The sequence below is a fragment of the Kribbella koreensis genome, from assembly GCF_039525325.1.
Lineage (GTDB): Bacteria > Actinomycetota > Actinomycetes > Propionibacteriales > Kribbellaceae > Kribbella > Kribbella koreensis.
This window is the reverse complement of the sequence record NZ_BAAAHK010000007.1, coordinates 468,353-491,308: the sequence shown is the minus strand read 5'-3', so window position 1 is coordinate 491,308 and position 22,956 is coordinate 468,353. Positions and strand designations below refer to the sequence as shown.

At 67.5% G+C, this 22,956-nt stretch carries 27 protein-coding genes; 11 read left to right on the top strand and 16 right to left on the bottom strand.

Annotated features, from left to right (window positions below; translation table 11 throughout):
* On the bottom strand, window positions 1–1,278 hold the full coding sequence (locus tag ABD116_RS16275) for a hypothetical protein (RefSeq protein ID WP_343969955.1): 1,278 nt from the start codon (window positions 1,276–1,278) through the stop codon (window positions 1–3).
* A gap of 122 nt (window positions 1,279–1,400) precedes the next feature.
* Window positions 1,401–1,865 carry a bifunctional nuclease family protein gene (locus tag ABD116_RS16270; protein ID WP_203589974.1) on the bottom strand — a complete coding sequence of 155 codons (465 nt, stop codon included), beginning with the start codon at window positions 1,863–1,865 and terminating at the stop codon, window positions 1,401–1,403.
* Between the two features lie 248 nt (window positions 1,866–2,113).
* On the opposite strand from ABD116_RS16270, the gene ABD116_RS16265 reads away from it, so the two are divergent.
* The 3 genes from ABD116_RS16265 to ABD116_RS16255 all read left to right on the top strand — a co-directional run bounded on the left by ABD116_RS16265 (window position 2,114) and on the right by ABD116_RS16255 (window position 4,338).
* A complete protein-coding gene (locus ABD116_RS16265; protein ID WP_343969952.1) occupies window positions 2,114–2,866 on the top strand; it encodes a helix-turn-helix transcriptional regulator in 753 nt (250 codons plus the stop codon).
* A gap of 68 nt (window positions 2,867–2,934) precedes the next feature.
* Window positions 2,935–3,342, top strand: coding sequence for a hypothetical protein (locus tag ABD116_RS16260; RefSeq protein WP_343969949.1), 408 nt, complete (start codon window positions 2,935–2,937; stop codon window positions 3,340–3,342).
* An 84-nt stretch (window positions 3,343–3,426) separates the two neighbouring features.
* A complete protein-coding gene (locus ABD116_RS16255; RefSeq protein WP_343969946.1) occupies window positions 3,427–4,338 on the top strand; it encodes a hypothetical protein in 912 nt (303 codons plus the stop codon).
* Here ABD116_RS16255 and ABD116_RS16250 read toward each other — a convergent pair.
* The gene (locus ABD116_RS16250; RefSeq protein ID WP_343969943.1) at window positions 4,325–5,206 is read right to left on the bottom strand and encodes an NUDIX hydrolase; all 882 of its coding nucleotides are present in this window, start codon (window positions 5,204–5,206) and stop codon (window positions 4,325–4,327) included. The two genes, ABD116_RS16255 and ABD116_RS16250, sit on opposite strands and share 14 nt — an antisense overlap.
* Before the next feature lie 10 nt (window positions 5,207–5,216).
* Window positions 5,217–7,376, bottom strand: a complete 2,160-nt coding sequence (locus tag ABD116_RS16245; RefSeq protein WP_343969940.1) for an RNA degradosome polyphosphate kinase — start codon at window positions 7,374–7,376, stop codon at window positions 5,217–5,219.
* Between the two features lie 67 nt (window positions 7,377–7,443).
* Between ABD116_RS16245 and ABD116_RS16240 the strand changes: the two genes are divergently transcribed.
* A complete protein-coding gene (locus ABD116_RS16240) occupies window positions 7,444–8,517 on the top strand; it encodes an alpha/beta hydrolase (RefSeq protein WP_343969937.1) in 1,074 nt (357 codons plus the stop codon).
* Here ABD116_RS16240 and ABD116_RS16235 read toward each other — a convergent pair whose 3' ends face one another.
* From ABD116_RS16235 to mshD, 3 genes are all read right to left on the bottom strand, one after another.
* On the bottom strand, window positions 8,518–8,985 hold the full coding sequence (locus tag ABD116_RS16235) for a PKD domain-containing protein (RefSeq protein WP_343969934.1): 468 nt from the start codon (window positions 8,983–8,985) through the stop codon (window positions 8,518–8,520).
* 455 nt (window positions 8,986–9,440) lie between these two features.
* Complete coding sequence (locus ABD116_RS16230) at window positions 9,441–10,064, bottom strand: DUF6318 family protein (RefSeq protein WP_343969931.1); 624 nt, start codon at window positions 10,062–10,064, stop codon at window positions 9,441–9,443.
* Window positions 10,065–10,231: 167 nt separating this feature from the next.
* The gene (gene mshD, locus ABD116_RS16225) at window positions 10,232–11,218 is read right to left on the bottom strand and encodes a mycothiol synthase (RefSeq protein WP_343969928.1); all 987 of its coding nucleotides are present in this window, start codon (window positions 11,216–11,218) and stop codon (window positions 10,232–10,234) included.
* 176 nt (window positions 11,219–11,394) lie between these two features.
* On the opposite strand from mshD, the gene ABD116_RS16220 reads away from it, so the two are divergent.
* Window positions 11,395–13,065, top strand: a complete 1,671-nt coding sequence (locus ABD116_RS16220) for a bifunctional metallophosphatase/5'-nucleotidase (protein ID WP_343969925.1) — start codon at window positions 11,395–11,397, stop codon at window positions 13,063–13,065.
* A gap of 76 nt (window positions 13,066–13,141) precedes the next feature.
* On the opposite strand, the gene ABD116_RS16215 is transcribed toward ABD116_RS16220, so the two are convergent.
* Complete coding sequence (locus ABD116_RS16215) at window positions 13,142–13,804, bottom strand: hypothetical protein (RefSeq protein ID WP_343969922.1); 663 nt, start codon at window positions 13,802–13,804, stop codon at window positions 13,142–13,144.
* On the opposite strand from ABD116_RS16215, the gene ABD116_RS16210 reads away from it, so the two are divergent.
* Entirely contained in the window at window positions 13,803–14,036 is a 234-nt protein-coding gene (locus tag ABD116_RS16210; RefSeq protein ID WP_343969919.1) for a hypothetical protein, read from the top strand. The two genes, ABD116_RS16215 and ABD116_RS16210, sit on opposite strands and share 2 nt — an antisense overlap.
* Before the next feature lie 52 nt (window positions 14,037–14,088).
* On the opposite strand, the gene ABD116_RS16205 is transcribed toward ABD116_RS16210, so the two are convergent.
* Complete coding sequence (locus tag ABD116_RS16205) at window positions 14,089–14,688, bottom strand: TetR/AcrR family transcriptional regulator (RefSeq protein ID WP_343969916.1); 600 nt, start codon at window positions 14,686–14,688, stop codon at window positions 14,089–14,091.
* A gap of 127 nt (window positions 14,689–14,815) precedes the next feature.
* Between ABD116_RS16205 and ABD116_RS16200 the strand changes: the two genes are divergently transcribed.
* Both ABD116_RS16200 and ABD116_RS16195 read left to right on the top strand, forming a co-directional pair.
* Window positions 14,816–15,706, top strand: a complete 891-nt coding sequence (locus tag ABD116_RS16200; RefSeq protein WP_343969913.1) for a TIGR03620 family F420-dependent LLM class oxidoreductase — start codon at window positions 14,816–14,818, stop codon at window positions 15,704–15,706.
* A 27-nt stretch (window positions 15,707–15,733) separates the two neighbouring features.
* Complete coding sequence (locus tag ABD116_RS16195; RefSeq protein WP_343969910.1) at window positions 15,734–16,492, top strand: SDR family NAD(P)-dependent oxidoreductase; 759 nt, start codon at window positions 15,734–15,736, stop codon at window positions 16,490–16,492.
* Window positions 16,493–16,495: 3 nt separating this feature from the next.
* Here ABD116_RS16195 and ABD116_RS16190 read toward each other — a convergent pair whose 3' ends face one another.
* A complete protein-coding gene (locus ABD116_RS16190) occupies window positions 16,496–16,798 on the bottom strand; it encodes a hypothetical protein (protein ID WP_343969907.1) in 303 nt (100 codons plus the stop codon).
* A 102-nt stretch (window positions 16,799–16,900) separates the two neighbouring features.
* Window positions 16,901–17,611: a winged helix-turn-helix transcriptional regulator gene (locus tag ABD116_RS16185; protein WP_343969904.1), complete on the bottom strand. Its 711-nt coding sequence runs from the start codon at window positions 17,609–17,611 to the stop codon at window positions 16,901–16,903.
* 162 nt (window positions 17,612–17,773) lie between these two features.
* Between ABD116_RS16185 and ABD116_RS16180 the strand changes: the two genes are divergently transcribed.
* Both ABD116_RS16180 and ABD116_RS16175 read left to right on the top strand, forming a co-directional pair.
* Window positions 17,774–18,013: a MoaD/ThiS family protein gene (locus ABD116_RS16180; RefSeq protein WP_343969901.1), complete on the top strand. Its 240-nt coding sequence runs from the start codon at window positions 17,774–17,776 to the stop codon at window positions 18,011–18,013.
* A 37-nt stretch (window positions 18,014–18,050) separates the two neighbouring features.
* Window positions 18,051–19,427, top strand: coding sequence for a hypothetical protein (locus ABD116_RS16175; protein WP_343970968.1), 1,377 nt, complete (start codon window positions 18,051–18,053; stop codon window positions 19,425–19,427).
* On the opposite strand, the gene ABD116_RS16170 is transcribed toward ABD116_RS16175, so the two are convergent.
* The 5 genes from ABD116_RS16170 to ABD116_RS16150 are packed head-to-tail and all read right to left on the bottom strand — an operon-like array spanning window position 19,390 to window position 22,349.
* Window positions 19,390–20,001: a hypothetical protein gene (locus tag ABD116_RS16170; protein ID WP_343969898.1), complete on the bottom strand. Its 612-nt coding sequence runs from the start codon at window positions 19,999–20,001 to the stop codon at window positions 19,390–19,392. The genes ABD116_RS16175 and ABD116_RS16170 overlap by 38 nt on opposite strands.
* Window positions 19,998–20,615, bottom strand: coding sequence for a hypothetical protein (locus tag ABD116_RS16165; RefSeq protein WP_343969895.1), 618 nt, complete (start codon window positions 20,613–20,615; stop codon window positions 19,998–20,000). Before ABD116_RS16165 ends, ABD116_RS16170 begins: the two co-directional genes overlap by 4 nt.
* On the bottom strand, window positions 20,612–21,238 hold the full coding sequence (locus ABD116_RS16160; protein ID WP_343969892.1) for a hypothetical protein: 627 nt from the start codon (window positions 21,236–21,238) through the stop codon (window positions 20,612–20,614). Before ABD116_RS16160 ends, ABD116_RS16165 begins: the two co-directional genes overlap by 4 nt.
* A 60-nt stretch (window positions 21,239–21,298) precedes the next feature.
* Complete coding sequence (arfB, locus tag ABD116_RS16155) at window positions 21,299–21,724, bottom strand: alternative ribosome rescue aminoacyl-tRNA hydrolase ArfB (protein WP_343969889.1); 426 nt, start codon at window positions 21,722–21,724, stop codon at window positions 21,299–21,301.
* A gap of 4 nt (window positions 21,725–21,728) precedes the next feature.
* Window positions 21,729–22,349: a TetR/AcrR family transcriptional regulator gene (locus ABD116_RS16150; protein ID WP_343970965.1), complete on the bottom strand. Its 621-nt coding sequence runs from the start codon at window positions 22,347–22,349 to the stop codon at window positions 21,729–21,731.
* Window positions 22,350–22,417: 68 nt separating this feature from the next.
* Here ABD116_RS16150 and ABD116_RS16145 point away from each other — a divergent pair, with 68 nt between their 5' ends.
* On the top strand, window positions 22,418–22,900 hold the full coding sequence (locus tag ABD116_RS16145; RefSeq protein WP_343969885.1) for a cupin domain-containing protein: 483 nt from the start codon (window positions 22,418–22,420) through the stop codon (window positions 22,898–22,900).
* Window positions 22,901–22,956: the final 56 nt, after the last annotated feature.

Here is a 22,956-nt window from a genome sequence, read left to right as displayed (position 1 = left end):
TCAACGCACCGCCAGCTTGAACGTGCGACTCGTGGTCGCGAGGATCGGAAGGCCGTTCATCGACATCTTCGGAACGGTCACTCGCCAGGACCGCGTCGTGCCACGGCCCGACGCCTTGAAACTCAACGTGCCTTTGCCCTTGGTCAACGCGATGTACGCCGCATGCCGCCACACCTTGCCGTCGAACCACTGCAGGTCGGCCTTCACCGTCCCGGCCGGCAACACGTTGACCGTTGCCTTGACCAACTGACCGACCTTGGCGCTGGTCGTGTTGAACCCGACGACGGAGAACTTGGCCTGCGCAGCGGAGTACCGGGGAGCGGTGTAGAGCGCCGGGGCGACCCGGATGTCAGAGCTGTAGTAACTCCAAGCCGGCACGTACAGGCGGTACTGCCGGCCGCCGTAGACGCCGATGGAGGCCGAGAACTTCGGCGGTTCGGCGTTGTACTTGCCGATGGTCCGCCAGGGCTTCGTCGCATCGGCGCGGGCCTGCAGGTAGACGGGACCGTATCCGCAGACCACCCCGAAGCACTCCGGCGACCCGACCTCGGCGCTGAACTTGACGGTGCTCAGGTACTGGCCGACGGCCGGGATGCCGAGCGTGGCCGTCAGCGTCGTGACCTCGACGGTGGAATCACGGTCGGCGATGACGTAGCCCCACTCGTTCTGGGTGCGGACCTTGATGCTGTACGGCCGCGGACGAGGCGGGACGGTCGCCGTCTTGACCCCGGCCGGTGCCGGGAAGCTCTCCACCGGGCCGGACGTGGGATGGATGGCCGGGATCACGTGCTCGTTCGTCGACGGCTGGTCGAGCGGGTCGTTCAGCGTCGTGTCCTGGAGGGCCGGCTCGCGATACCAGGTCAGCTGAACGGCCCCAGTCGCCAGAACGTCGGCCCGCTGTATTTCCGCCACACCGGGGAGGTTGGTGTCGAACCAGGGCGAGATGGCCGCGGCACTCTCGGCGTTGGTCTCGTCGACGTTGACCACGATGATCCGGGCGATCTTGTTTCGGCGCAGCCTGGTGCTCTGCCCGAGGTATTCGTTCGGCTCAGCGCCTGTCGGCGTATCCAGCCAGACGGTCGGGTCACTGTCCTCGTACTCGATCTTGACCCGGTTCGCCTCGCCACTGTCCTGCCAGGTGATCTTGTACTTGCCGGTGGTGGCGTCGGCCCAACCGACCTGCAGATCCGTCGGCGCAGCTGCGGCGGCCGAGGCGGGGAGTTGGGTCCCGCTTGCGAGGATCAGGGCAGCCGTGACGGCTGCGAGTGGCTTGCGCATCGAGAGGGTCCCCCAGGAGATGGTTGCCTGGCGAGTGGCCCCCCGGCCGCCAGTACGTCGGGGTGCAACCTAGCGCACGGAGTACGGCGTACTGAAGTCCGATTGCAGCTTGTTGCAATCGGTCAGCTGGAGAAATCCTCGGGGTGGACGCCGTCGAGGAACTGGCGGAAGCGTTCGAGTTCGGCCTGCTCCTCCTCCGGGGTGGCCACGCCGGCCTCCTGGAGGACCTGCTCGGTGCAGCGGATCGGGGTGCCGAGGCGGACCGCGAGGGCGACCGAGTCACTCGGCCGGGCCGAGACGCGGGCGCCGTTGCCGAGCACGAGTTCGGCGTAGAAGACCGCGTCGCGCAGCTCGACGATCTCGACCGCCTCGATGGTGACGCCGAACGCCTCGATCACGTCGCGCATCAGGTCGTGGGTGAGCGGCCGGGACGGGCGCAGGCCCTGTTCCTCGTAGGCGATCGCGGTGGCCTCGACCGAACCGATCGAGATCGGCAGGTAGCGATAGCCCTCGGTCTCGCGCAGCATCATCACAGGCGCCCGGTTGGGCGACTCCATCCGGATCCCGATCAGAGTGAGCTCCCGCATCGTCATGGCGCCCCGACCTCTCCGTGAGCCGGCGCCCGGTGGGACGCCTCGGTAGGAACATACCCGTCCTGGCCGACCTCATCCGGCAGCGCCCACCCGCTGTTGCGCAGAGATCGAACAGATTGTGCACGGACGGTAGCTGTCGCAGCCTGCTGTGAGGCGATGACCGCTGGTGATTGCCTGTTGGAAGGAAAGTAACCTGCGGCACGCTCCGGCCGCGGGACCGACGGCGACAGGCTGGGGACCACATGCCGACAAGCCGGATGTTCGCTGAACAACTAGAGACCAAACGGGTCTCGGTGCTGATCGTGGCACCGAACCAGCTGGTCAGGGCCGGTGTCCGCACGCTGGTCGACGGCCAGCTTCAGATAGAGATCGCCGGCGCGGTGGCCGGGTACGCCGAGGCCGCTGCCGCGATCCGGCGGGGTGGGATCGAAGTACTGCTGGTCGACACCGGCCTCGGCCGCGGAATCGTCGACCTGGTCCGCGTCCGCGACTCGACCGGAAGCCAATCGGTCAGTGTGGTCGTCCTCGTCACCGGGGACGTGCCGACCGTCACCGAGCTGCGCGAGTACGTCGCGGCCGGGGTGGACGGGATCGTGTCGACGGCCGAGGACATCGCCGCGATCCTGCCGGCGATCCGTACCGGCCAGGCACCTGGCGGCTGGATCAGCCCGACGCTCGGCGCCGAGATCCTCCGCTACGAACCGCCTGCCCTGACAGAGGAACCGCCGGTACTGCGAGCAGCCCACGAACTCGTGACGCCGAGCGAGCACGAAGTACTGCGCCTGGTCGCCGACGGCCACACCGATCGCGAGATCGCCAGCCGGCTGCACCGCAGCGAGCGAGTGGTGAAGTTCCACGTCTCCAACCTGCTGGCCAAGCTCCAGGCGCGGAACCGGGCCCACGTCGTCAAGCTGGCCCTTCGGACAGGACTGCTGCCGGCGGCCTGTCCGTGCGGGCAGGTGAAGGGTGTCCGAACGACACGGGTCGCGCGGTGACGTACCGGATTGACTACTGCTGAGGCCGTCGGTGGCGGCCAGTGAATCCGAAACCAGGGAGTGGGAACATGCGCGTAATCACGAGGATCGCCGGGGGGCTGCTCGCGACGGCGGCCATGGGCGTCACGGGTGCGACGATGGCCGGTGCCGTCGACCGCGGCGACGGACAGTTCGCCTGCAACTCCGGGGAGATCTGCTTCAGCGAGGACGCCGGCGGCGGTGGCGGCCAGCGGCACTTCTACTACGGCTCGCTGGCGCACGCGAACGAAGGCAACTTCTCCGGTGGGCGGACGCTGCCGTTCTGGCACAACGCCAGCGCGATCTGGAACCGCGACACGGTCAGCAACGTGTGCGTGACCGAGTCCGGCGACTGGATCAACGACAGCTGGCAGTTCCCGGCCCGGTCGGGTTCGTGGTCGAACTTCGCCAACGACCTGAACGACGAGAACAACAAGCACGAACGCCGCAACTGCTGACGATCGTCCGCCGCGGGGACGGACCGCCCTCCGTCCCCGCTGTGCGATCAGCCGGCAAGATCTCGAAGCCTCGAAGGGGGAGCGATGCGTGCAGTGGCAGCGGTCGTGGGTGCGGTTGTACTGGTGATGACGGCCGGCTGTGGCTCTGATCCGGCGCCGCGAGTGGCCGAGCTGCCCTCGCTGCCCGCGGGAGCGAAGCCGTTCGACCTGTACCGGCAGGCAGACGTGACGGTGATCGAGAAGGCCGATCTCAAGCTGTTCCTCGACTGTCTCGCCGACCACGGCTACCCGCAGGAGCGCGAGCTCAGCTCGGGGCCGGGCGTGGCAGCCGCTGCTTTGTTGCGTCCGGCAATCAGTCCACGAACCGAAGCGGAAGCGCGCAGACATGGCTTCGGTACGCCGGAACCGGCCCAGCCGGCGATGATCACCCGCACGCAACCGGCCTTCCATCAGGTCTCCGCCAAGTGCGAGACCTCCTCACGGGCCGCGCTCGGCGACTCGCGCGAGATCGGCTCCCTGCGCCGGCTGTACGCCGAACTCGGCAACTCGATGGTGCAGGCCCGGGCGAAGCGGATCCAGCAGACGATCGTTGCCCATAGCAAGGGGTTGACCAGCTGCCTGGCCGGGCGCGGATATCGGCTGAAGGCCGGCGACAGCTTCGACCCGCGAGGCGATCTGACGCAGTACGGGATCAAGCCTGGCGCGCATGCGGCCGTAGTACCGGCCCGGACGCCGCGGCCGGCCGGGTTGCCCGCCGACGCTCAGGTGCAGGCGGCGGTACCGGCTCGGGAGTACGAACCGAGTAAGGCTGAGGTGGCGTTCGCGCTTGCCTTCGTCGGCTGTGGGAAGTCGAGCGGGTTGTTCGCCGCGATCGACAAGGCGGAGATTCCGATGCAGCAGGAGATCGTCGAGCGGCACGTGTCGGAGTTCAGCGGGCTGAACCCGAAGATCGAGGCGTTGGCGGCGAAGGCTGCCGAGGTGCTCAGGGGGCCCTGAAGCGCTCGTAGACCAGCCGGCCGCCCTCGAGTTGATGGGCGATCAGGAACGCGCCGGGGGAGAACTTGCCGACCTTCAACCCGAGCGCCTTCGACAAGGCGGGCAGCACCGGGCGGTGCGAGCAGACCACGGTGATCTTGCCGGGCTTCCAGGAATGGCCGGCCATCCCCTCGAGTGCGGACGGATCGGATTCGTAGCCGCGCTCCGAGATCTCCGGGTGCAAGTGGATCTGGCGGCCGATCCCAGCGGCGTACGGGCTGATGGTGGAGATGCATCGCTCGGCGTCGCTGCTGCGGATCCGGTTGACGCCGACAGCGGCCAGTACCTCTACCAGGCGCTCGGCGGTGGCGTGGCCGACCTCGGTCAGCGGGCGGTTGGTGTCCTTGCCGTCCCAGTCCTTGCGCTTGACCGCCTCCGCGTGCCGGATCAGCACCAGCGTCGAGATGACCGGAGTGACCCTGGCCAGCGCGTCGACGATCTCGACGTCCCGCGGGTAGCTGAGCTTGCGTCGCGCGCCTTCGATCGGCAGCCACTCGAGCTTGTCGACCTCGTCGTTGGGTACGAACTCGCGCTCGGGCCCGACCAGTTCGGCCGACCAGTAGTGCACCATCTTGGGCACCGTGCCGCCGTTCTTGCGGACGTCGTACCGCTGGATGCCGAGCGGCGGACCGATCAGCACCTGCTGGCCGGTCTCCTCCTCGATCTCCCGGCGAGCCGCGACCAGCACGTGCTCGTGCGGGGTCAGCTTGCCTTTGGGGAGGGACCAGTCGTCGTACCGCGGGCGGTGGACCAACAGGACCTCGCGACCGTCACGGCCGTCCCGCCACACCACACCACCCGCGGCGATCACCGTCGCCGGGCTACTCACGATGTCAACCTTAAGTAGTGGGATCCGTTTGCCGGCGACGGCCACGCGTAGCGATCAGGCGTTCTTGCACATCACGGAGCGGTTCGCCGTCCGCGTCGGTCAGCCGCGCTTGCCACGTGTCGTCGGGTTGCAGCCACCAGGAGCCGGTCCGCTCGTCGAAACCGAGGTCGAACAGGTCGGTGAGCTCGGTGAGGTGGTCCTGCTCCTTCAGCTGGACCAGTACTTCCACCCGGCGGTCCAGGTTGCGGTGCATCAGGTCGGCCGACCCGATCCACACCTCGGGCTCGCCACCGTTCTCGAAGAAGAACACCCGGCTGTGCTCGAGGAACCGGCCCAGAGTGCTGCGGACCCGGATGTTCTCCGACAGCCCGGGCACACCCGGCCGAATGGTGCAGATGCCCCGGATCCACAGCTCGACCGGTACGCCGGCCTGCGACGCCCGGTAGAGCGCATCTGAGAGGGCCTCGTCGACCAGGCTGTTCACCTTGATCCGCACCCGGGCAGGGCGGCCAGCGAGGTGGTGCTGGACCTCTCGCTCGATGCGGTCGAGCAGGCCCCGGCGTACCGACTGTGGCGCGACCAGTAGCCGGCGGTAGCCGCTGGAGCGGGCGAACCCGGACAGGTGGTTGAACAGGTGCGCGATGTCCTCGGTGACGACCTTGTCGCTGGTCAGTAGGCCGAGGTCCTCGTACAGCCGGGCGGTCTTGGGGTGGTAGTTGCCGGTACCGATGTGGGCGTACCGGCGCAGCCCGTCGGGCTCCTCGCGGACCACCATGGACAGCTTGCAGTGCGTCTTGAGCCCGATCACGCCGTACACGACGTGGCAGCCCGCATGCTCGAGTTGGCGGGCCCACTTGATGTTGGCCTGCTCGTCGAAGCGCGCCTGGATCTCGACCAGGACCAGCACCTGCTTGCCCGACTCAGCCGCGTCGATCAGGGCGTCCACGATCGGCGAGTCGCCACTGGTGCGGTACAGGGTCTGCTTGATCGCGAGCACGTGCGGGTCGGCGGCAGCCTGCTCGATGAAGCGCTGCACGCTGGTCGAGAACGAGTCGTACGGGTGGTGGACCAGTACGTCGCGCTGCTTGAGCGCGTGGAACATGTCAGCCGGGTTGGAGGTCTCCACCTCGGCCAGGTGCGGGTGCGTCGACGGGACGAAGGCCGGGTACTTGAGCTCGGCCCTGTCCAGCGCGGCGATCGTGAAGAGGCCGCGCAGGTCCAGCGGGCCGGGGAGCTCGAAGACCTCCGCCTCGGTCACGCCCAGCTCGGAGACGAGCAGCGCGCGCACCTGCGGGTCGATCGACTCCTCCACCTCGAGCCGGACCGGCGGGCCGAACTTGCGCCGCAGCAGTTCCTTCTCGAGCGCGGCGAGCAGGTTCTCCGCGTCGTCCTCTTCGACCTCGAGGTCCTCGTTGCGGGTGACCCGGAAGGTGTGGTGCTGGGTCACCTCCATGCCTGGGAACAGCTGGCCCAGGTGCGCGGCGATGACGTCCTCGAGCGGGACGAACTTGCCGTCGGCGACGGTGACGAACCGCTGCAGCAGCGGCGGCACCTTCACCCGGGCGAAGTGCTCGCCGCCGGTGTCGGGGTTGCGGACCACGACGGCCAGGTTCAGCGACAGGCCGGAGATGTACGGGAACGGGTGGGACGGGTCGACGGCGAGCGGGGTCAGTACCGGGAAGACGCGGTCCCGGAAGAACCTGGTCATCGTGTCGCGCTCGTCCGGGCTCAGCTCGTCCCAGCGGAGGATGTCGATGCCCTCCTCGACCAGCGCGGGCAGCACGACCTTGCGCCAGGTCTCGGCTTGGCGGTCCATCAGCTCACGGCTGCGGTTGAGGCTCCGGTCGAGCACCTCGCGCGGCAACAGCCCGCTGGCGGCCCGGACGGCGACGCCTGCGGCGATGCGGCGCTTCAGCCCGGCGATCCGGACCATGTAGAACTCGTCCAGGTTGCTGGCGAAGATGGCCAGGAACTTGGCGCGCTCGAGCAGCGGCACACGGTCGCTCTCGGCCAGCTCGAGCACCCGCTGGTTGAACGCCAGCCAGCTCAGCTCGCGGTCCGAGAACCGGTCCTGCGGGAGATCGCCGGCCTCCGTGATGTCGTACGGGGGCTCGACGTCGTACTCCCGGTTGTGCGACGCCAACAAGTCTCCAGCCACGTTGACCAGCATCCCATCCTTGGATGAACAGCAGGTTGCCTGTCCGGCGAGGCGCTGCTTGTTGCTAGCGTCACACCTTGTGAACAGTCGAGTGGACACGTTGCTGCGGACCGCCTTGACCACGGTACAAGGCAGTGCCCTGAAGCCGGTGACGGCGCTGCCTCCCGCGGTCCGGAGGCGGCTGGCGGGCGCCCCGATCCAGATCGACGGCAATGTCCTCGACCCCGACCTGCAGCTGCTGCTGCGGCTCGAGGGATTGTTGCCGGGCGCAAAGAAGCAGTCCGTCGCCACCGCCCGGGCGAACCTGCTCTCGGTGTCGAAGCTCGTCGCCGGCCACCCCCGCGAGCTACTCCGAGTGACCGAACTCACCGTTCGCGGAGCCGACGGCCAGCTCGGAGCCCGCCTGTACGTCCCGCGCGCGGCGCCGTCGTCAGGCGGCGGCCTACTGGTCTTCTTCCACGGCGGCGGCTGGGTCGTCGGCGACCTGGACAGCCACGACGCCTACTGCCGCGATCTGGCCGAAGAGGCGGGCATCCGCGTACTCTCCGTCGACTACCGCCTAGCCCCCGAGGCCGAGGCCCCCGTAGCCGCCGAGGACGCGATCGCCGCCTTCAGCTGGGCCATAGAACACGCCGAAGACCTAGGTGCCGACCCTTCGTTGGTAGGAGTAGGCGGCGACTCAGCCGGCGGCAACCTCTCCGCCGTAGTAGCCCAGCAATGCGTGGTGCGCGGCCTACCGTCCCCCGCCCTCCAGGTCCTCCTCTATCCCGCGGTAGACCTCGCCTACCGCCGCCCCAGCCGAGACCTCTTCGCCGAAGGCTTCTTCCTCACCGACGAAGACATCACCTGGTACCTGAACCACTACACCCCGGACCCGAGCATCCGAAAAAACCCCTTGGTCTCCCCCATCTACGCCGAAGACCTCACCGGCGTAGCCCCCGCCTACGTAGTCACCGCAGGCTTCGACCCCCTACGCGACGAAGGCAACGACTACGCCACCCGCCTCCGCGAAGCCGGCGTCCCCACCACCCACACCTGCGAACCCTCCCTAGTCCACGGCTTCGCCAACATCCTCGCCCTCCCCGGCCAAACCCGAGCCGCCCAACTACGCATAACCACCACAATCCGCCAACACCTGAACCCCAACCCCTAACTACCGCTCCGGCTCAACCAACACCGGCACCGCCTCCCGTACCTGCAGCGGCGTGGCAGGTCCTGTGATGGGCACGACACCCGCGTACTGCCAGCCGGTCCCGGCGACATTGAACTGAGCTTCGTAGTTCACGGTGACTGCCAACGAGACACGGCCTCGCTTCATGTATTTGTGTGTGATCTCTTTGGCTGGATAAGGACTGCCGGGTGTTCTGGTTGTCACTGTGGTCCCGTCGCCAAAACTCCACTTGTAGCTCATTGGTGTTGCTTGGACGATGACGGGAAAGCCGAGCAGTTGGATGGGGAAGACTGTTGTCGTCTTCGGATCCGTGTAGACGATTGTTTCCAGGTTGACCAGAGTTCGCCCGGCGGGCTGTACGTTGACTTTGAGCTTTGGGAATTGCGTATCCCTGGACTCGCTCAGCACCATCTCCCAGGTGACATCTCGGGGATCGGGCAGTGGAGTCACGACCACTCCACCAGGTGGAGTCCGTGGTACCGGCTTCCCCGTCAGTGGCGGGCGACATCTGACCGGGCCAGGGATGGTTCCCGTTGGGTCCATCCGGCCGCAAAGCCCGAGGTCTAGCCGTAGTTGATCCTCAAGGGACGTCGGTGGACTGTCGCGGCGCTGCGACGACGGCTTCCCTCCGCTGCTGGCTTGGCCGTTCTTAGCTGGCTTCCGCGTTTTCCCCGGCTTGCCCGCGGGCTTCGGTGATCGATGGATCATCCGCTCATCGGCACGCGCTCGAGTCCCCTCCCTCGTCGGTGTGACGATCACAGGAGGCGGCTTCTTGCCGCGTTTGGGGGTGGGGTTCGGCTTCCCCTGCGCAGCCGCCACTGCGGTCGATGCCGATCCGAGGTGATGGCATGCAATGAGAGCGACGACCACTACGCCGGTCGCCGCAACTCGCCCCAGTAATCGAGTCATTGGGGAACGAGATCCATTTCGTACATCACCCACGCGCCCTGTTGTGGCGCGAGGGTGAACTCCCGCTTGTACTTTCTGACGGTGCTGGTCACTGGCTTGGCGGTCGGCGAATCCTTGGAGGTGTACGCGCCGATGGTCACCTTTGCGTAGCCGCCCAGTCGACCGTTCTCGCCGCGAAACAGATCAGGTATGTCATCGACACGCTCACTGAAATCCCCGGACAGGCCGCCGTTGGACGCATTGACCTTCTTGACGTAGTCGGCGTAGACCCGGCACTGACGGCAGCCGCTGTCGCTGGCCGACAGCAGCGGCGGAATGTCACCGGTCGCCGACGCATAGTTCATCAGTTCGACGTAGTGGCGGACGAAGGCCTCGGCTGCAGGCAGTGTGAGCCCCTCGGCAGCCTTCGGGCGCTCGGGTGCAGTGCTCGGCGTACCGGTGACCGGGGTCGAATTGCCCGCGGTCGGAGTCGATGTTGCCGACGAGGTTGGGCCAGAGTCTGGTGGTGCGGTGTTGGGTTGGCCGGCTTTGGGGCTTTGGTTGGTGCAGGCGGGTAGTAGGGCTGCGGCGCAGAGGCAGGCCAGGGTTAGGGCTGTGGCTTGCCTGTTGCGGGTTGTCACGCTTGTCACCTCTCCGTAGTCGAATTTGATCGTAGCCGGAGGGGGGAGCGGGGGGAGATGTTGGAAGGTGCGGCTGTGGATAAGTGGTGGGGGCCAGGAGCCGCCCGGCTGGGGGGTAAGAGGCTCGGACGGCTCCTGGTTATGGGTGGGACGGGCGGGGGAAGGGATTATGACGCGGAGTTACTGGATGAATTCGGTGTGACACCGGTTACAGGGGCGAATTGGACGTCCAGGGAGGCGGTGGTGAAGCCGAGGGCTGTGTAGAGGGTGTGGGCGGGGGTGTTGGTGCCGTCTACATAGAGGACTACTGAGGAGAGGCCTCGGTCTTCCTGGAGGTGGCGGATGCCTTCCAGGGTCAGGGCTTTGCCTAGGCCTGTTCCCTGGTGGGCGGGGGAGACGCCTACTACGTAGACCTCGCCGAAGGGTTCTGGGCCCTCGTCCTCGTGGACCTTGGTCCAGTGGAAGCCGGCGACGGTGTCGTCGGCGGTTACTGCCAGGAAGAAGCCGGCTGGGTCGAACCATGGCTGCTCGAAGCGGTCGGCCAGGTCTGCTTGGGTCCAGTTGCCTTGCTCGGGGTGGTGGGCGAAGGCGGCGGCGTTTACGGCCAGCCAGGCGGTGTCGTCTTGGCCGGGGACGAATGTTCGCAGGGTCACTCCGTCCGGCCAGACGGCTGCGGGTACCGGCGCGGCCGGCCGACGCAGGAAGTACAGCTCCCGGGTGACTTCGAGGCCCAGGCGTGCAGCCAGTTCGTCTGAGCCGGCGAGTCGTCCATGGGCCCACACGCGCAGGTCGGAGCCGCCGTGGTCGAGCAGCATTCGCAGTAGCGCGGTACCGAATCCCTGGCGCCTGTACTCCGGGCCGACCACCAGCTCCGCCGACCCGTCCGGCCCCAGGGCGCCGTACCCGGCAAGCTCGGCCGAGCCCGGTTCACCGGCGTACGCGAGGAAGTGCGCGTCGCCCGGGTGCTCTCCTTCCAGGTGCAGCAGCGTGTGCTCGGAGAGGGGGTTGACGCCGTCGCTCTGAGCAGCGGAGCGAGCGAGCTCGGTGATGGCCGAGGCGGTGGCCGGGGGCAACGGTGAGGGAACGGCTTCGAGGGTCACCCCGATACCGTAAAAGGTCCTGGTGAGTTCATCGTCGAGACCTTGGTCAGCCACGCCGCAGCAAGGTAATTTTCGGGAACCGCGCACCAGCGGTGATCGAATCGACGACAGAGAAGACGAAGAACATGGCCTTCACAGGACGAGACAAGACGTGGCTGAGGGGACCCCGGGCCGTTGCCCTGGTGGCCGCCGGAGCCGCTGTGGTACTCGGCTTGGCCACGGGGGGAACCGTGACCCAGGCTGCGCCGGCGAAACCCAAGCCGACGCACACCCAGATCCAGCTGCTCGCGATCAACGACTTCCACGGAAACCTGGCGCCCAACCCGGCGACCAGCTCCAGCGGCAACGTGAACGGCACGCCGGCCGGCGGCGCGGAGTACCTGGCGACCCAGCTCGAGTTGCTCCGCGACTCGGCCGACGCGCAGGGGCAGGACACCGCGACCGTGGCGGCCGGTGACCTGATCGGCGCCTCGCCGCTGCTGTCCGCGGCGTTCCACGACGAGCCCACCATCGAGGCGATGAACGAGATGGGGCTGGACGCCACCTCGGTCGGCAACCACGAGTTCGACGAGGGCTACAAGGAACTGCTGCGGATGCAGAAGGGCGGTTGCCTCGACGACGGCGACGGCCAGAACAACCAGAACTCGTGCCCGGACCCGAAGGCCAAGTTCAAGGGCGCCGACTTCGACTACCTGTCGGCCAACGTGTTCTACGAGAACACCGACAAGACCCTGTTCGCGCCGTACACGATCAAGAAGTTCCACGGTGGGCAGAAGATCGCCTTCATCGGTATGACGCTGGAGGACACCCCGAACATCGTCACCAAGTCCGGTGTCCAGGGCCTGGCCTTCAAGGACGAGGTCGAGACCGCCAACGCGCTGGTGCCGAAGCTGAAGCAGCAGGGCATCGAGACCATCGTGGTACTGGTCCACGAGGGTGGCCTGCCGTCGGACCCGAAGGCGTTCAACAGCTGCCCGGGGATCTCCGGCCCGATCACCGACATCGCCAAGAACCTCGACCCGGAGATCGACGTGGTCATCTCCGGTCACACCCACCAGTCCTACAACTGCTCGATCAACGACCCGGCCGGCAAGCCGCGACTCGTCACCAGCGCGTCGTCGTTCGGCAAGGTCGTCACCGAGGTCCGGCTGAGCATCGACCTGGCGACCAACGACGTGGACCGGCTGAACACGCTGGCGAACAACCACATCGTCACCCGGGACGTGCCGAAGGACCGGCACCTGACCGACCTGATCACCAAGTACCAGGGCTACGTCGCGCCGATCGAGTCCAAGGTGATCGGTCACATCACCACCCCGTCCATCGTGAAGACGGTGGACGACTCGCAGGAGTCCCCGCTGGGCAACCTGATCGCTGACGCCCAGCTCGCCGACCCCTCGACCGTCACCAACGGCAAGACACCGGTGGCCGCGTTCATGAACCCGGGCGGTATCCGGGCCGACCTCGCCTCCAACGCGGGTGCGGTGACGTTCGGCCAGGCGTTCACGGTTCAGCCGTTCAACAACTACCTGGTCTCGATGGACATGACCGGGACGCAGATCAAGGCGCTGCTGGAGCAGCAGTTCTCCGGCCTCAACCAAGCGTCGAACAAGGTGCTCCAGGTCGCGGGCATCACCTACACCTACAACCCGGCGGCCGCGCCGGGCGCCAAGGTGGTGGCGGGCTCGATCAAGATCGCCGGCCAGCCGCTGGTCGACGGTACGACGTACCGGATCTCGACGAACAACTTCCTCTCAGACGGCGGTGACGGCTTCCCGGCCTTCACCACCGCGACGAACAAGTTCTTCGGCGGTCTGGACATCGACGCCTTCGCCAACTACCTGGCAGCGCACGACCCGTACACCCCGGGCCCGACGGACCGAATCTCCATCGGTTCCTGACGTACCACCGCAGCCGCGACACCCGGGCGGTTCTCCACTGACCGCCCGGGCGTCGCCTGAACCGCCGTGGCCTGGGTCAGATGGTGAATTGCCAGTTGTAGCCGCGGTCCAGGGGTTCGTTGAAGGTTTCCTCTTCGCAGGCTCGGGTGAAGCCTCGGCCGGTGGGGTCCCAGTCCGAGCCGGTTCGGATCGTGATTCCCAGTGAGCCGCGGAGGCCGGTCAGCGTTGCCGTGCTCTTGGCGCGGATGTAGATCGACGCTTGTGTTCTGCCCGACGTCGATACCACGATCAGCGCGTCGGTTGAGCGCTTGTTGGTGACGCGGATCTGGGCGGAGCCGCGCTTGCCGATCCGCTGTACGACGTGTCCGTTCGTTCCTCGCCGGGGCGCTGGTTTCCGTGGGGGTGCCGGCAGGAGTTTGCGGCCGAGGATCGTCCGGTGGCCAGTCGGGTTCATGCCCTGGGTGATCACGTCGTAGATGTCGAGGTTCGAGTAGTAGAGGAAGGTGGCCACGGGTTCGGCCACTGTGCAGCCGTCGACGGGGTCGTTGAGGTGGTCGCCGATCAGGCTGCCGGAGAGGGTCTGCAGGGCGTCTGCGTGGATCGCCTCGAGCCCAGCCGGCGGTTCGACGGCGCGGAGGATGCCGGACTGCTGCTCGAGCAGGGTGGTCAGCAGTTCTCGATAGGCGTTCGCGGAGACGATGGACTTCGCCGCCATCGCTCTGGTCAGGTTGCGTCGCATGGTCGTTTCGATCCGCGCAAGAACCCGTTGGTACTCCGCGACGCTCAGCGGACCCGGCGTGGTGGCAATTGGAGCCGTGGCGCTCGGAGCCGCCGTGCTGGCGGAAGATGGGCCGGCCGAGTCCGGCTGTGGTGCCAGTGAGCGGGCGTTCTCGTCCGGCGAGCAGGCAGTACAGATCAGGAGGACGGCTGCGAGACCGGCAATCCATCGGCTGGCGAGCACCATCCAGTGATGGTCGCGCGGCGAGCGGCGGCAGAGGGCCGGGTGGCCGGTTCCTGTCGGGGCTACCGGGTGATCATGGCTTTGAAGGCTTGTTCCGCTATGGCCGCGGATTTTTGCAGGGACTCGCGCGGGACGCCGGCGGCAGCGTGGATGGCGTGACCCTCGGAGACGACCATGAGGAAGCGGGCCAGGGCGTCCGGGTCGGTGTCGGCGGGGAGGTCGCCTCGGGTGATGGCGAGGCGGAAGCGGTCGGCGAAGGCCTTTTCGCCGGCCAGGCGGCTGGCGGCCAGGAACTGGGAGACGTCCTGATTCTCCGTGCTGCAGGAGACGCCGCCTTGGATCGACAGGCAGCCGTTGGGTTTGTCGTCGAGGGTTACCGCGACCACGTTGTCGCGGAGGAACCGTTGGGCGACCTGTAAGGCGGTCGGTTCGGCGATGGCGGCGCGCGCGTAGGCCATGTCGTGTTCGGCGTAATGAGCGATCACGCGACGGAAGAGATCTGCCTTGCCGCCGAACACGGCGTACAGGCTGGGCTTGTTGACGCCCATCGCGGTGGTGAGGTCGGTGATCGACGTGCCCTCGTACCCCTGCCGCCAGAACACCTCGACGGCGCGCTCCAGCGCCTCGTCCTCGTCGAACGTGCGGGGTCGTCCTCCCGGCATCTGCCACCTCCTGGTCCAGCCCCGACAATACAGTTCTTAACCGCTCGGTTCAAAAATTTGCCTGAAGCTTCAACCACTGCTAGCTTGAGTTTCTAACCGAACGGTATGAAACCCAAGGAGCGAGATCATGGATGGCAGTGGTGAGCAGGCCCTGAGGCGGGTCGGGGTCTGGAGCATGGAGCTGCGCAATGCCGGGCAGGCAGGCATCGAGGCCGCGGCCGACCTGGCCGAGCGGGGGATCAGCGCACTCTGGATCCCAGGCCTCGACGGCCGCCACATCTTCGAAGACACCGACGAGTTGCTGACCGCCTCGCCCAGCACGTACGTCGTCCACGGGGTGCTCGGCATCTGGCGCCAGGAAGCCAAGGAGCTCGCGGCAAGGGTCCACGAGCTCGACGGCCGTCATGGCCCGCGGACGATCGTCGGCCTCGGCGTGAGCGACCGCAATGCGGCCGCTGCAGTAGGGCGGACGTACGCGAGCCCGGTCGCTGCCATCAGTGAGTACCTCGACACGATCGCGAAAGAGCGAAACCCGATCCCAAGAGAGCGCCTACTGCTAGGCGCTCTCGGTCCGAAGATGGCGCAGCTCGCGGCGGACCGTACCGCCGGCATTCACCCCTTCCTGGTGAGCCCCGAGTACACCGCGACGATGCGCGCCCAACTGGGCCCCGACGCGTTCATCGCGCCACACCAGGCAGTCGTCTTCACCACCGACGCCGAGGGGGCCCGGGCAGTCGCGCGCGAGCAGCTCGGCATGTTCATCGGATTCGATGCCTATCGCAACAACCTGAAGCGGCTCGGCTACACCGACAGCGATCTCGTACCCGGCGGAAGCGACCGCCTGATCGACGCACTCGTTGCCTGGGGCGACGAAGAGAGCATCGGCCGGCGACTCCGCGAACACCTCGAGGCCGGCGCCGACCACGTCGCCGTACAAGTCCTCTCTGCCGCGCCGGCCGGAAATGGCCTTCCGGTCAAGGACTGGCGCCGCCTGGCGGACCTCGCACTCTCCATCTAGAACGAAACCACAGAAAAGGACCTCATCATGGGACAGCTGGACAACAAGGTCGCACTCGTCACGGGTGCCACCAGCGGTATCGGCCTCGCCTCCGCCCGCCGCCTGGCCACCGAGGGCGCACACGTCTTCATCACCGGCCGCCGCAAGCCCGAGCTCGACGCCGCCGTAGCCGACATCAAGCAGGCCGGCGGCCAGGTCACCGGCATCGCGAGCGACGTAGCGAACCTCGACGACCTCGACGCGCTCTTCGAAGCCATCAGGCAGTTCGGCCGCGGCCTGGACATCGTCCACGCCAATGCGGGCGGCGGAGGCTTCGCCGCGTTGGGCACCATCACGCCGGAGCACTTCGACCAGACCTTCGGGATCAACGTCCGAGGCACGCTCTTCACCGTGCAGAAAGCACTCCCGCTGCTCAACGAGAACGCGACCATCGTCCTGACTGGCTCGACCTCGGCCACCGACGGCACTCCCGCGTTCAGCGTGTACGCCGCTACGAAGGCCGCCATCCGATCCTTCGGCCGCACCTGGGCCGCCGAACTGGCGCAGCGCGGGATCCGCGTCAACACGGTGATCCCCGGCCCGACCAAGACACCGGGCCTAGCCGGCCTGGCGCCCGACGAGACGCAGGCATCCGCCCTTCTGGACTCGATCGCTTCCGGTGTACCGCTCGGCCGGCTCGGTGAGCCCGAGGAGATCGCCAACGCCGTCCTGTTCCTCGCCTCCGGCGACAGCAGCTTCATGACCGGCGCGGAGATCTTCGTCGACGGCGGCACCAACCAGATTTAGGACTCAGAGCAGGAACTTGAGTACCACCAAGGCGAACGCGATCCCGGTCGAGAGCGCCGCCTTGGTGGATCCGATGCCCTGCCGCAGGCCGGTCGCGAAGACGGCCACCGTGAGCGGCACGAGCATGACGAGCAAGGTGATGCCGGCCGCGTGGACGCCGACATGGGACCGGCCGGTCAGGACCAGCCCGAAGATCAGCGCGAAGGTCAGGCCGAGCCAGGTTGTGGGCTGGATCGGGCCGTCCGTGCGAAGACGATGTGAAGCGCGAGCGCCTCGGCGGTGCGAAGTCGGAGCAGCGTGCGCCATCGGTCACCTTCCGTGAAAAGACCGAATACGCACCGTAGCAGCACGAATACACTCCGGGTCAAGCCCGGAAAACCTCGACCCGGTCCAGTCCGGAACCAAGGATCAGGCGCTGACGTCGGCCGTTTCGCGGTCCTTCGACGGCGGGATGACGAACCGGTACCCGACGTTGCGCACGGTACCGATCAGCGCCTCATGCTCCGGCCCGAGCTTCGCCCGCAGCCGCCGGACATGCACATCAACCGTCCGCGTGCCGCCGAAGTAGTCGTACCCCCAGACCTCCTGGAGCAGCTGCTCGCGCGTGAACACCCGCCCAGGGTGCTGCGCCAGGAACTTGAACAGCTCGAACTCCTTGTACGTGAGGTCGAGCGCCCGCCCGTTGAGCTTCGCCGTGTACGAGGCCTCGTCGATCACCACGTCGCCGCTGCGGATCAGCGTGGTGTCGGGGTCCTCGTTGCGGGCAGCGGCCAAACGGCCGATCACCAGCCGCAGCCGGGCCTCGATCTCGGCCGGACCGGCCGTGTCGAGCAGCACGTCGTCCGCGCCCCAGTCCGCGTTCACCGCGGTCAGGCCGCCTTCGGTGACGACCAGGATCAGCGGGACGTCGATGCCGGTGGTGCGGATCAGGCGGGACACCCCGCGGACCGTGACCAGATCGCGGCGGGCGTCGAGGAGGACCGCGTCGGCGTCGGGCGCGTCGACCAGCGCGGCGACCTCGGCGGGCAGGATGCGGATCTGGTGTGGCAGCAGGGCGAGCGACGGCAGCACCTCGGTGGAGGCCTGCAATGCGTTCGTCAGCAGAAGCAACGTGCTCACGCTGTCTCCTTGTGCTGGTCGTCGGGTCCCTGGTGAGCGACCCGGTCCTTATGCACGTCAGGCCCCAGCGGCGTCATTGCCGGGGGCCCGAGTCACACTGGATAGCAACAGCAAGCTGACATAATAGCTGATGACAAAGTCGATCAGTGAGGCCCAACTCAAATGCCGGAAGTGACCATCAGGTACTTCGCCGCTGCGCGCGCGGCAGCGGGGGAGTCGACCGCGACGGCTGAGGCGGGTTCCATCAAGGATCTTGTCGGCGTCGTCTCGGCGGGGAGACCCGAGCTGGCCCGGGTGCTCGGCATCTGCACGTTCCTGCTCGACGGTGAGCGGGTAGACCTCGACGCCGGCCTCGAGGACGGCGCGCTGGTCGACGCCCTGCCACCCTTCGCAGGCGGCTGAGGACCCTCCCGGAGCGGTAGATTGCCCGACTGTGGCGATGGAATCGGGGACGTTGCTCACTACGGTGGGCCGCGCGGGGGCATTGTTCGGGAAGGCCTGGCCTCGGCTACTGGCTGTGTTCCTGATTGCGCAGCTGGCGCATCGGGGCCTGCAGTGGGTGGCTGTGCAGGCCGGAGCCAAGGCCGAGGCGGCCGGTATCGCCGTGCTGGCGGCGCTGGTCGTGGTCTCGCTGGCGATGTACGTGACGATGTTCCTCGTACTCCGCGGCGAGCTCCCCTTCCACAAGCGGGCCGTCGCCGAGGGGATGCTCGCGCCCGACGGTGTGGAGCCCGGCAAGGAGCACCGGCCGATCGACGCGATGGCGGCGGCCCTGCTGCCGTTCCTGGCGTTCTACGCCGCGTACAAGTTCCTCCAGAACGAGGCGCTCGACTACGAGTACCAACTGGCCGTCCACAAGGCCAACGACACCCTCGCGACCGTCCTCAACGGTGGCACGGTCGCCGAGCAGTCGACCGGGCTGCAGTCGCTGTCCACCTGGCTGTTCATCGGCCTCGGCGCCACGGCGTACCTGCTGCGGTTCCTCTTCAAGCGCAAGGGCAAGAACACCGGCGGCCCGGTACGCCGGTTGTTCGTCACCTATCTCGAGGCGCTCTGGATCTTCGTCGTGATCTACCAGGCCTCCTCGTTCATCCCGTCGCCGAAGGACTGGCTGAAGGATCGCCAGGTCTGGGCCTGGGTGCACGACGGCTACGGCTGGGGGCTCGACCACATCCTCGGTGTCGAGAAGGTCCGCGAGATCTGGGACACCGTCACCGGATTCATTGCCGCCGGCATCGGTGACCTGTGGAATGCCGCGGTCTTCCCGCTGATGTGGATCACGATGACCGCGGTGATCTACGGCCGGGCCGTGCACAAGGCCGAGCCGACCGAGCGGCGCTGGCGGTTCGACCGGATCACCCACCGCTGGCAGCAGACGCCGAAGCTCGTCCGGGTGGCCGGCAACTCGGTGGTGTCGGACTGGAAGGACCGGTGGACGCCGGTGGCGGAGGCGTTCCGGCTGGTGGTCCGGTCCGGGTTGCGGCCGATGCTGGGCTACTTCCTCGCGTGGGCGGTGGTCACGTTCCTGGCCAGCGAGGTCTGGATCTTCCTCAAGCTCTACGTGCTCGGCCCGCACTCGCTGCCGTTCTGGCTGGTCATCGACGAGCCGCTGAACCTGGTCACCGACGGCCTGAAGATCATGCTCCAGGTCAGCCTGCTGGCCGCTGCGTACGACCGGATGATCGGCGGCCTGGCCGGCTACCTCAAGACCAGGACGCACGCGGCGCACGCCGCCCCCGGACCGCAGGCCGACAAGGGTGTCGCCGACCTGACCGCCGCTACCTCGGGAATGCCAGATACTCAGGAAGTTTCGTAGCCCAGGTGACCGTCGGTTCGACCGACGACGCCACCGACTCCGGCACGATGAAGATCGCCACCGCCTCGAACGGCTTCCCGGCCACCGGCTTCAGGAAGTACGGCGCGATCCGTGGATCCCGATAGCTCGCAGGCTTGTCGTCGTACCCGCCGGTGCAACCCGTCGGCCGGTCCTGGAAGTCGTCCTCCAGGATCGACTCGTCCCAGATCCGCCCGTCCGGCGCCCGGAGGTGGACCTGGCAGCCGCTCAGCTTCTCGATGTTCTTCAGGTCGGCCACCTGCATCCGCAGGTAGACCCGCACCCGCGTCGTCCCCTCCGGCAAGGTGCTCGGTACGGCGTTCTTCCGGGCCGGCTGCGGATCGACCTCGACACTGGCCGCGTACCAGGTGGCGCCCTGGTACTCCGTACCGCCGGCCGCCACCGTCACCGCGTCCCGAGGTTCGGCGTCATACCAGGATTTGTAGTCCGATCGCGTCGTCCACCACCCGGCCAGCGGCACCGTGACGACCAGCGAAAGCAAAGCCGCCGTGTTCTTCCGGAACCACCCCGGCCGGGCCCGTCGCGCGCTGCTCACAACGCATCCGCGGCGTTGAAGATCGCCACATCCTTGCGCAGACCGGGCAGCTGATCCTTCGTGACGCCGAGCGGGATCGTTGCCTGCGGCTCCAAATCGTTGAGGAACGCCTTCTCCATCACCTGCAGCACCGCCCCGGGCAGCTTGTCGGCCGGCATCTCCACCACGAACACCCCGCGGGCCGGGATGTCGGGCGCGAACTCGTAGCTGCTCAGATCGACGGTCTCGAGCCCGGACCGGTCGGCGCCGAGATAGGTGGTGCCGTCGGAGGCCTTGATCGACACCTTGTTCAGGTGCATCGGCTCCCGCAGCGCCTTGACCTCCGCCTCGACCACGACGAAGTCGGACAGCGAGTCGCGATCCGGCGCCGAGCGCGGGATCCGCAGCTTCTTGCTGACCTGGAGGCTCTTGACGGTCAGCTCGAACCGCGGCGTCTTGACCGCCTTGCCCACCACGCCGTGCACCTCGACCGGATCCTGGATGTCCTTCTGCGTCGGCGTCAGCCGGTACAGCCCGATGATCGCGACCAGCACTACGAGCACCAGCCCGTAGTTCGCCAGTCTGCGCAGCCGGCTGTTGCGAGCGGCCCCTTCCAGGGGTGGCGGGGCGCTCACTTCGTGTTGTCCTTCACCTTGACGCTGCTCTCGGCCGCGATCTTGTCCGGCATCCACTTCTCGTGGTGGTCGAGGATCGACTCGTCGGTGTGCTCGTAGTGCTGCACGGTGAGTTTCACCTCGGCCGGCAGGTCGCTGAGCTTGGGCAGCTTCCAGACATAGGCGACGTCCTCGCCGAACTCCGGCGTCAGCACCGGGTCGCGGGTCTCGTCCTTGATGTTCGTGGTGCCCATCGGCGGATCGGTGTCCTTGATCCCCGGTACGCCGATCAGCCGAAGCAGATCACTCGGCGGGGTGGTGCCGGTGTCGTCGGTCACCTTGAGCTTGGTCACCACCGCGATCAGCGCGCCGCCGTCATCCGGCTGGAACAGCGGCTTGAGGTCCTTGACCGTGACCACCCGCTGGATCGTCACCTCGATCTGGCCGGTGTCGATCGCCGTCCCGGCCGCCACCTGCGGGGTCTCGTCGGCCGCCTTCTCCAGGCCGCCGAACGCCGCCGAGACGACGAGCAGCACGGCGCCCGCGCTGATTCCCCAGGTCTTCAGCGACCGGCCGCGCACCTTGATGTCCTGCAGTTCCGGCAGCTCTTCCTCGCCGTCCCCGCTCCCCGTTGCTTCTGGCACGTGCGGAAGCCTAACCAGGGAAAGAGTCAGCCAGACCGGGGTGGTGGGGCGGGGCAGATATTAATCAGCGGGTCGCCCACGTAGACGTTTGGTTTCACCGCGCCGCTTCTTGTCGTCCAAGCGCCGCCGGACCGCGTTCTTGCTGGGGCGGGTCGGCCGCCGCTTGCGGGGCGGTGCCGCGATCGCCTCCCGGATCAGCGCCGCCAGTCGGGTCCGCGCAGCCTCCCGATTGCGCCACTGCGACCGCTGCTCGGACGCCGCCACGGTCAGTACGCCGTCCACCAGCCGCGACCCGAGTCGCTCCAGCGCGCGCTCCCGCAGTACGTCGCTGAGCGCCGTACTGGCTGCCACGTCGAAACTCAGCTCCACCCGGCTGTCGGTGGTGTTCACCGACTGCCCACCCGGCCCGCTCGACCGGGAGAACCGCCATGCCAGCTCGGATTCCGGGATGACAACGCCGTGGCGCACGATCAACCCGGTCTCCATAGGGCTATTCAATCAAAGGGCCGACCGGCGGAGGGGATCCAGCCAGGGTCGCGGTCAGCAGGGACTGCGCCGACCACTTGATCAGCCGGACCGCCTCGTCCCGCGGCAGTTTCGCGACATCCAGCAGCCAGCTGAGGGCCTCGATCCCGGCCACGCTCCGGATCGCGATCGCGAGCTGATGGACGGTCTCGGCCGGCAACGAGTCCTGCAGCGGCAGCAGCGCCTCTTCGATCCAGCTGATCGCCCGGCCCTGACGCAGCGGAAGGGCCGCCCGCTCGGCGGGATCGGCCCCCAAGGCGAGCCGGAGCATCGTGCGCTGCTGGGCCTCGGTCTCGACGACCAACTCGATGAAGGTGTCGATCACCGCCGCCAGCCGCTGGCTCACGTCGCCGGGCGGATCCGCGGGCAGCAACGACGTCGTCGTGGTCTCGGGATGGGCGGCCGACAGCAGAGCGCGCTGGTTCGGGAAGTACCGGTAGGCGGTTGGGCGGGACACCTCCGCCGCCGCGGCCGCCTGCTCGACGGTCGGCGTCACCCCGGCGGCGACCAGCTCGCGGGCCGCGGTGACCAGGGCGTCCCTGGTGCGCTGCTTCTGCCGGCTGCGGCCGCCGGACTCGTAGGGCATTGACACGACTCAAATGATACCCCAGTCTCTTGGTGAGACGTAAGTATCATAACGGGAGGGTGAGCACGATGAGTGGATTCGTCAGAGCCGCGACGGACGGCGAGTTGCGCTGGTTCTCCGGCGGTGGAGTGCATCGCTGGATGGCCACCGCCGAGCAGACCGGCGGGAGTTACCTGATGTTCGAGGACCGGATGGAAGGCGGCAAGGTCACGCCGCTGCACCTGCACCCCGACGCGGACGAGTCGATGTACCTGCTGGAGGGGGAGATCCTGATCCAGCTGGACGGTGTCGAGCATCGGGTCGGTCCGGGCGGTCTGGTGATGGTGCCGCGCGGGACGCCGCACGCGTTCCTGGTGACGTCCGAGGCAGCGAGGATGCTCGTGCTGATCACGCCCGGCGTCGGCGAGGAGTTCTTCCTGGACGCCAGCGAACCGTACGTCGAGGGCGCCCCGCACGAGGTCGACTTCGGCAAGATCCAGCAGTCGGCCCGGACCAACGGCAGCACCGTGATCCTCGGGCCGCCGCCGTTCGCGAACCTGCCGGTGGGATAGCGCCTCGGCGCCGGCCTGGGGAGGCCGGCGCCGAGGCGGAAACGCTCAGGAGAGGG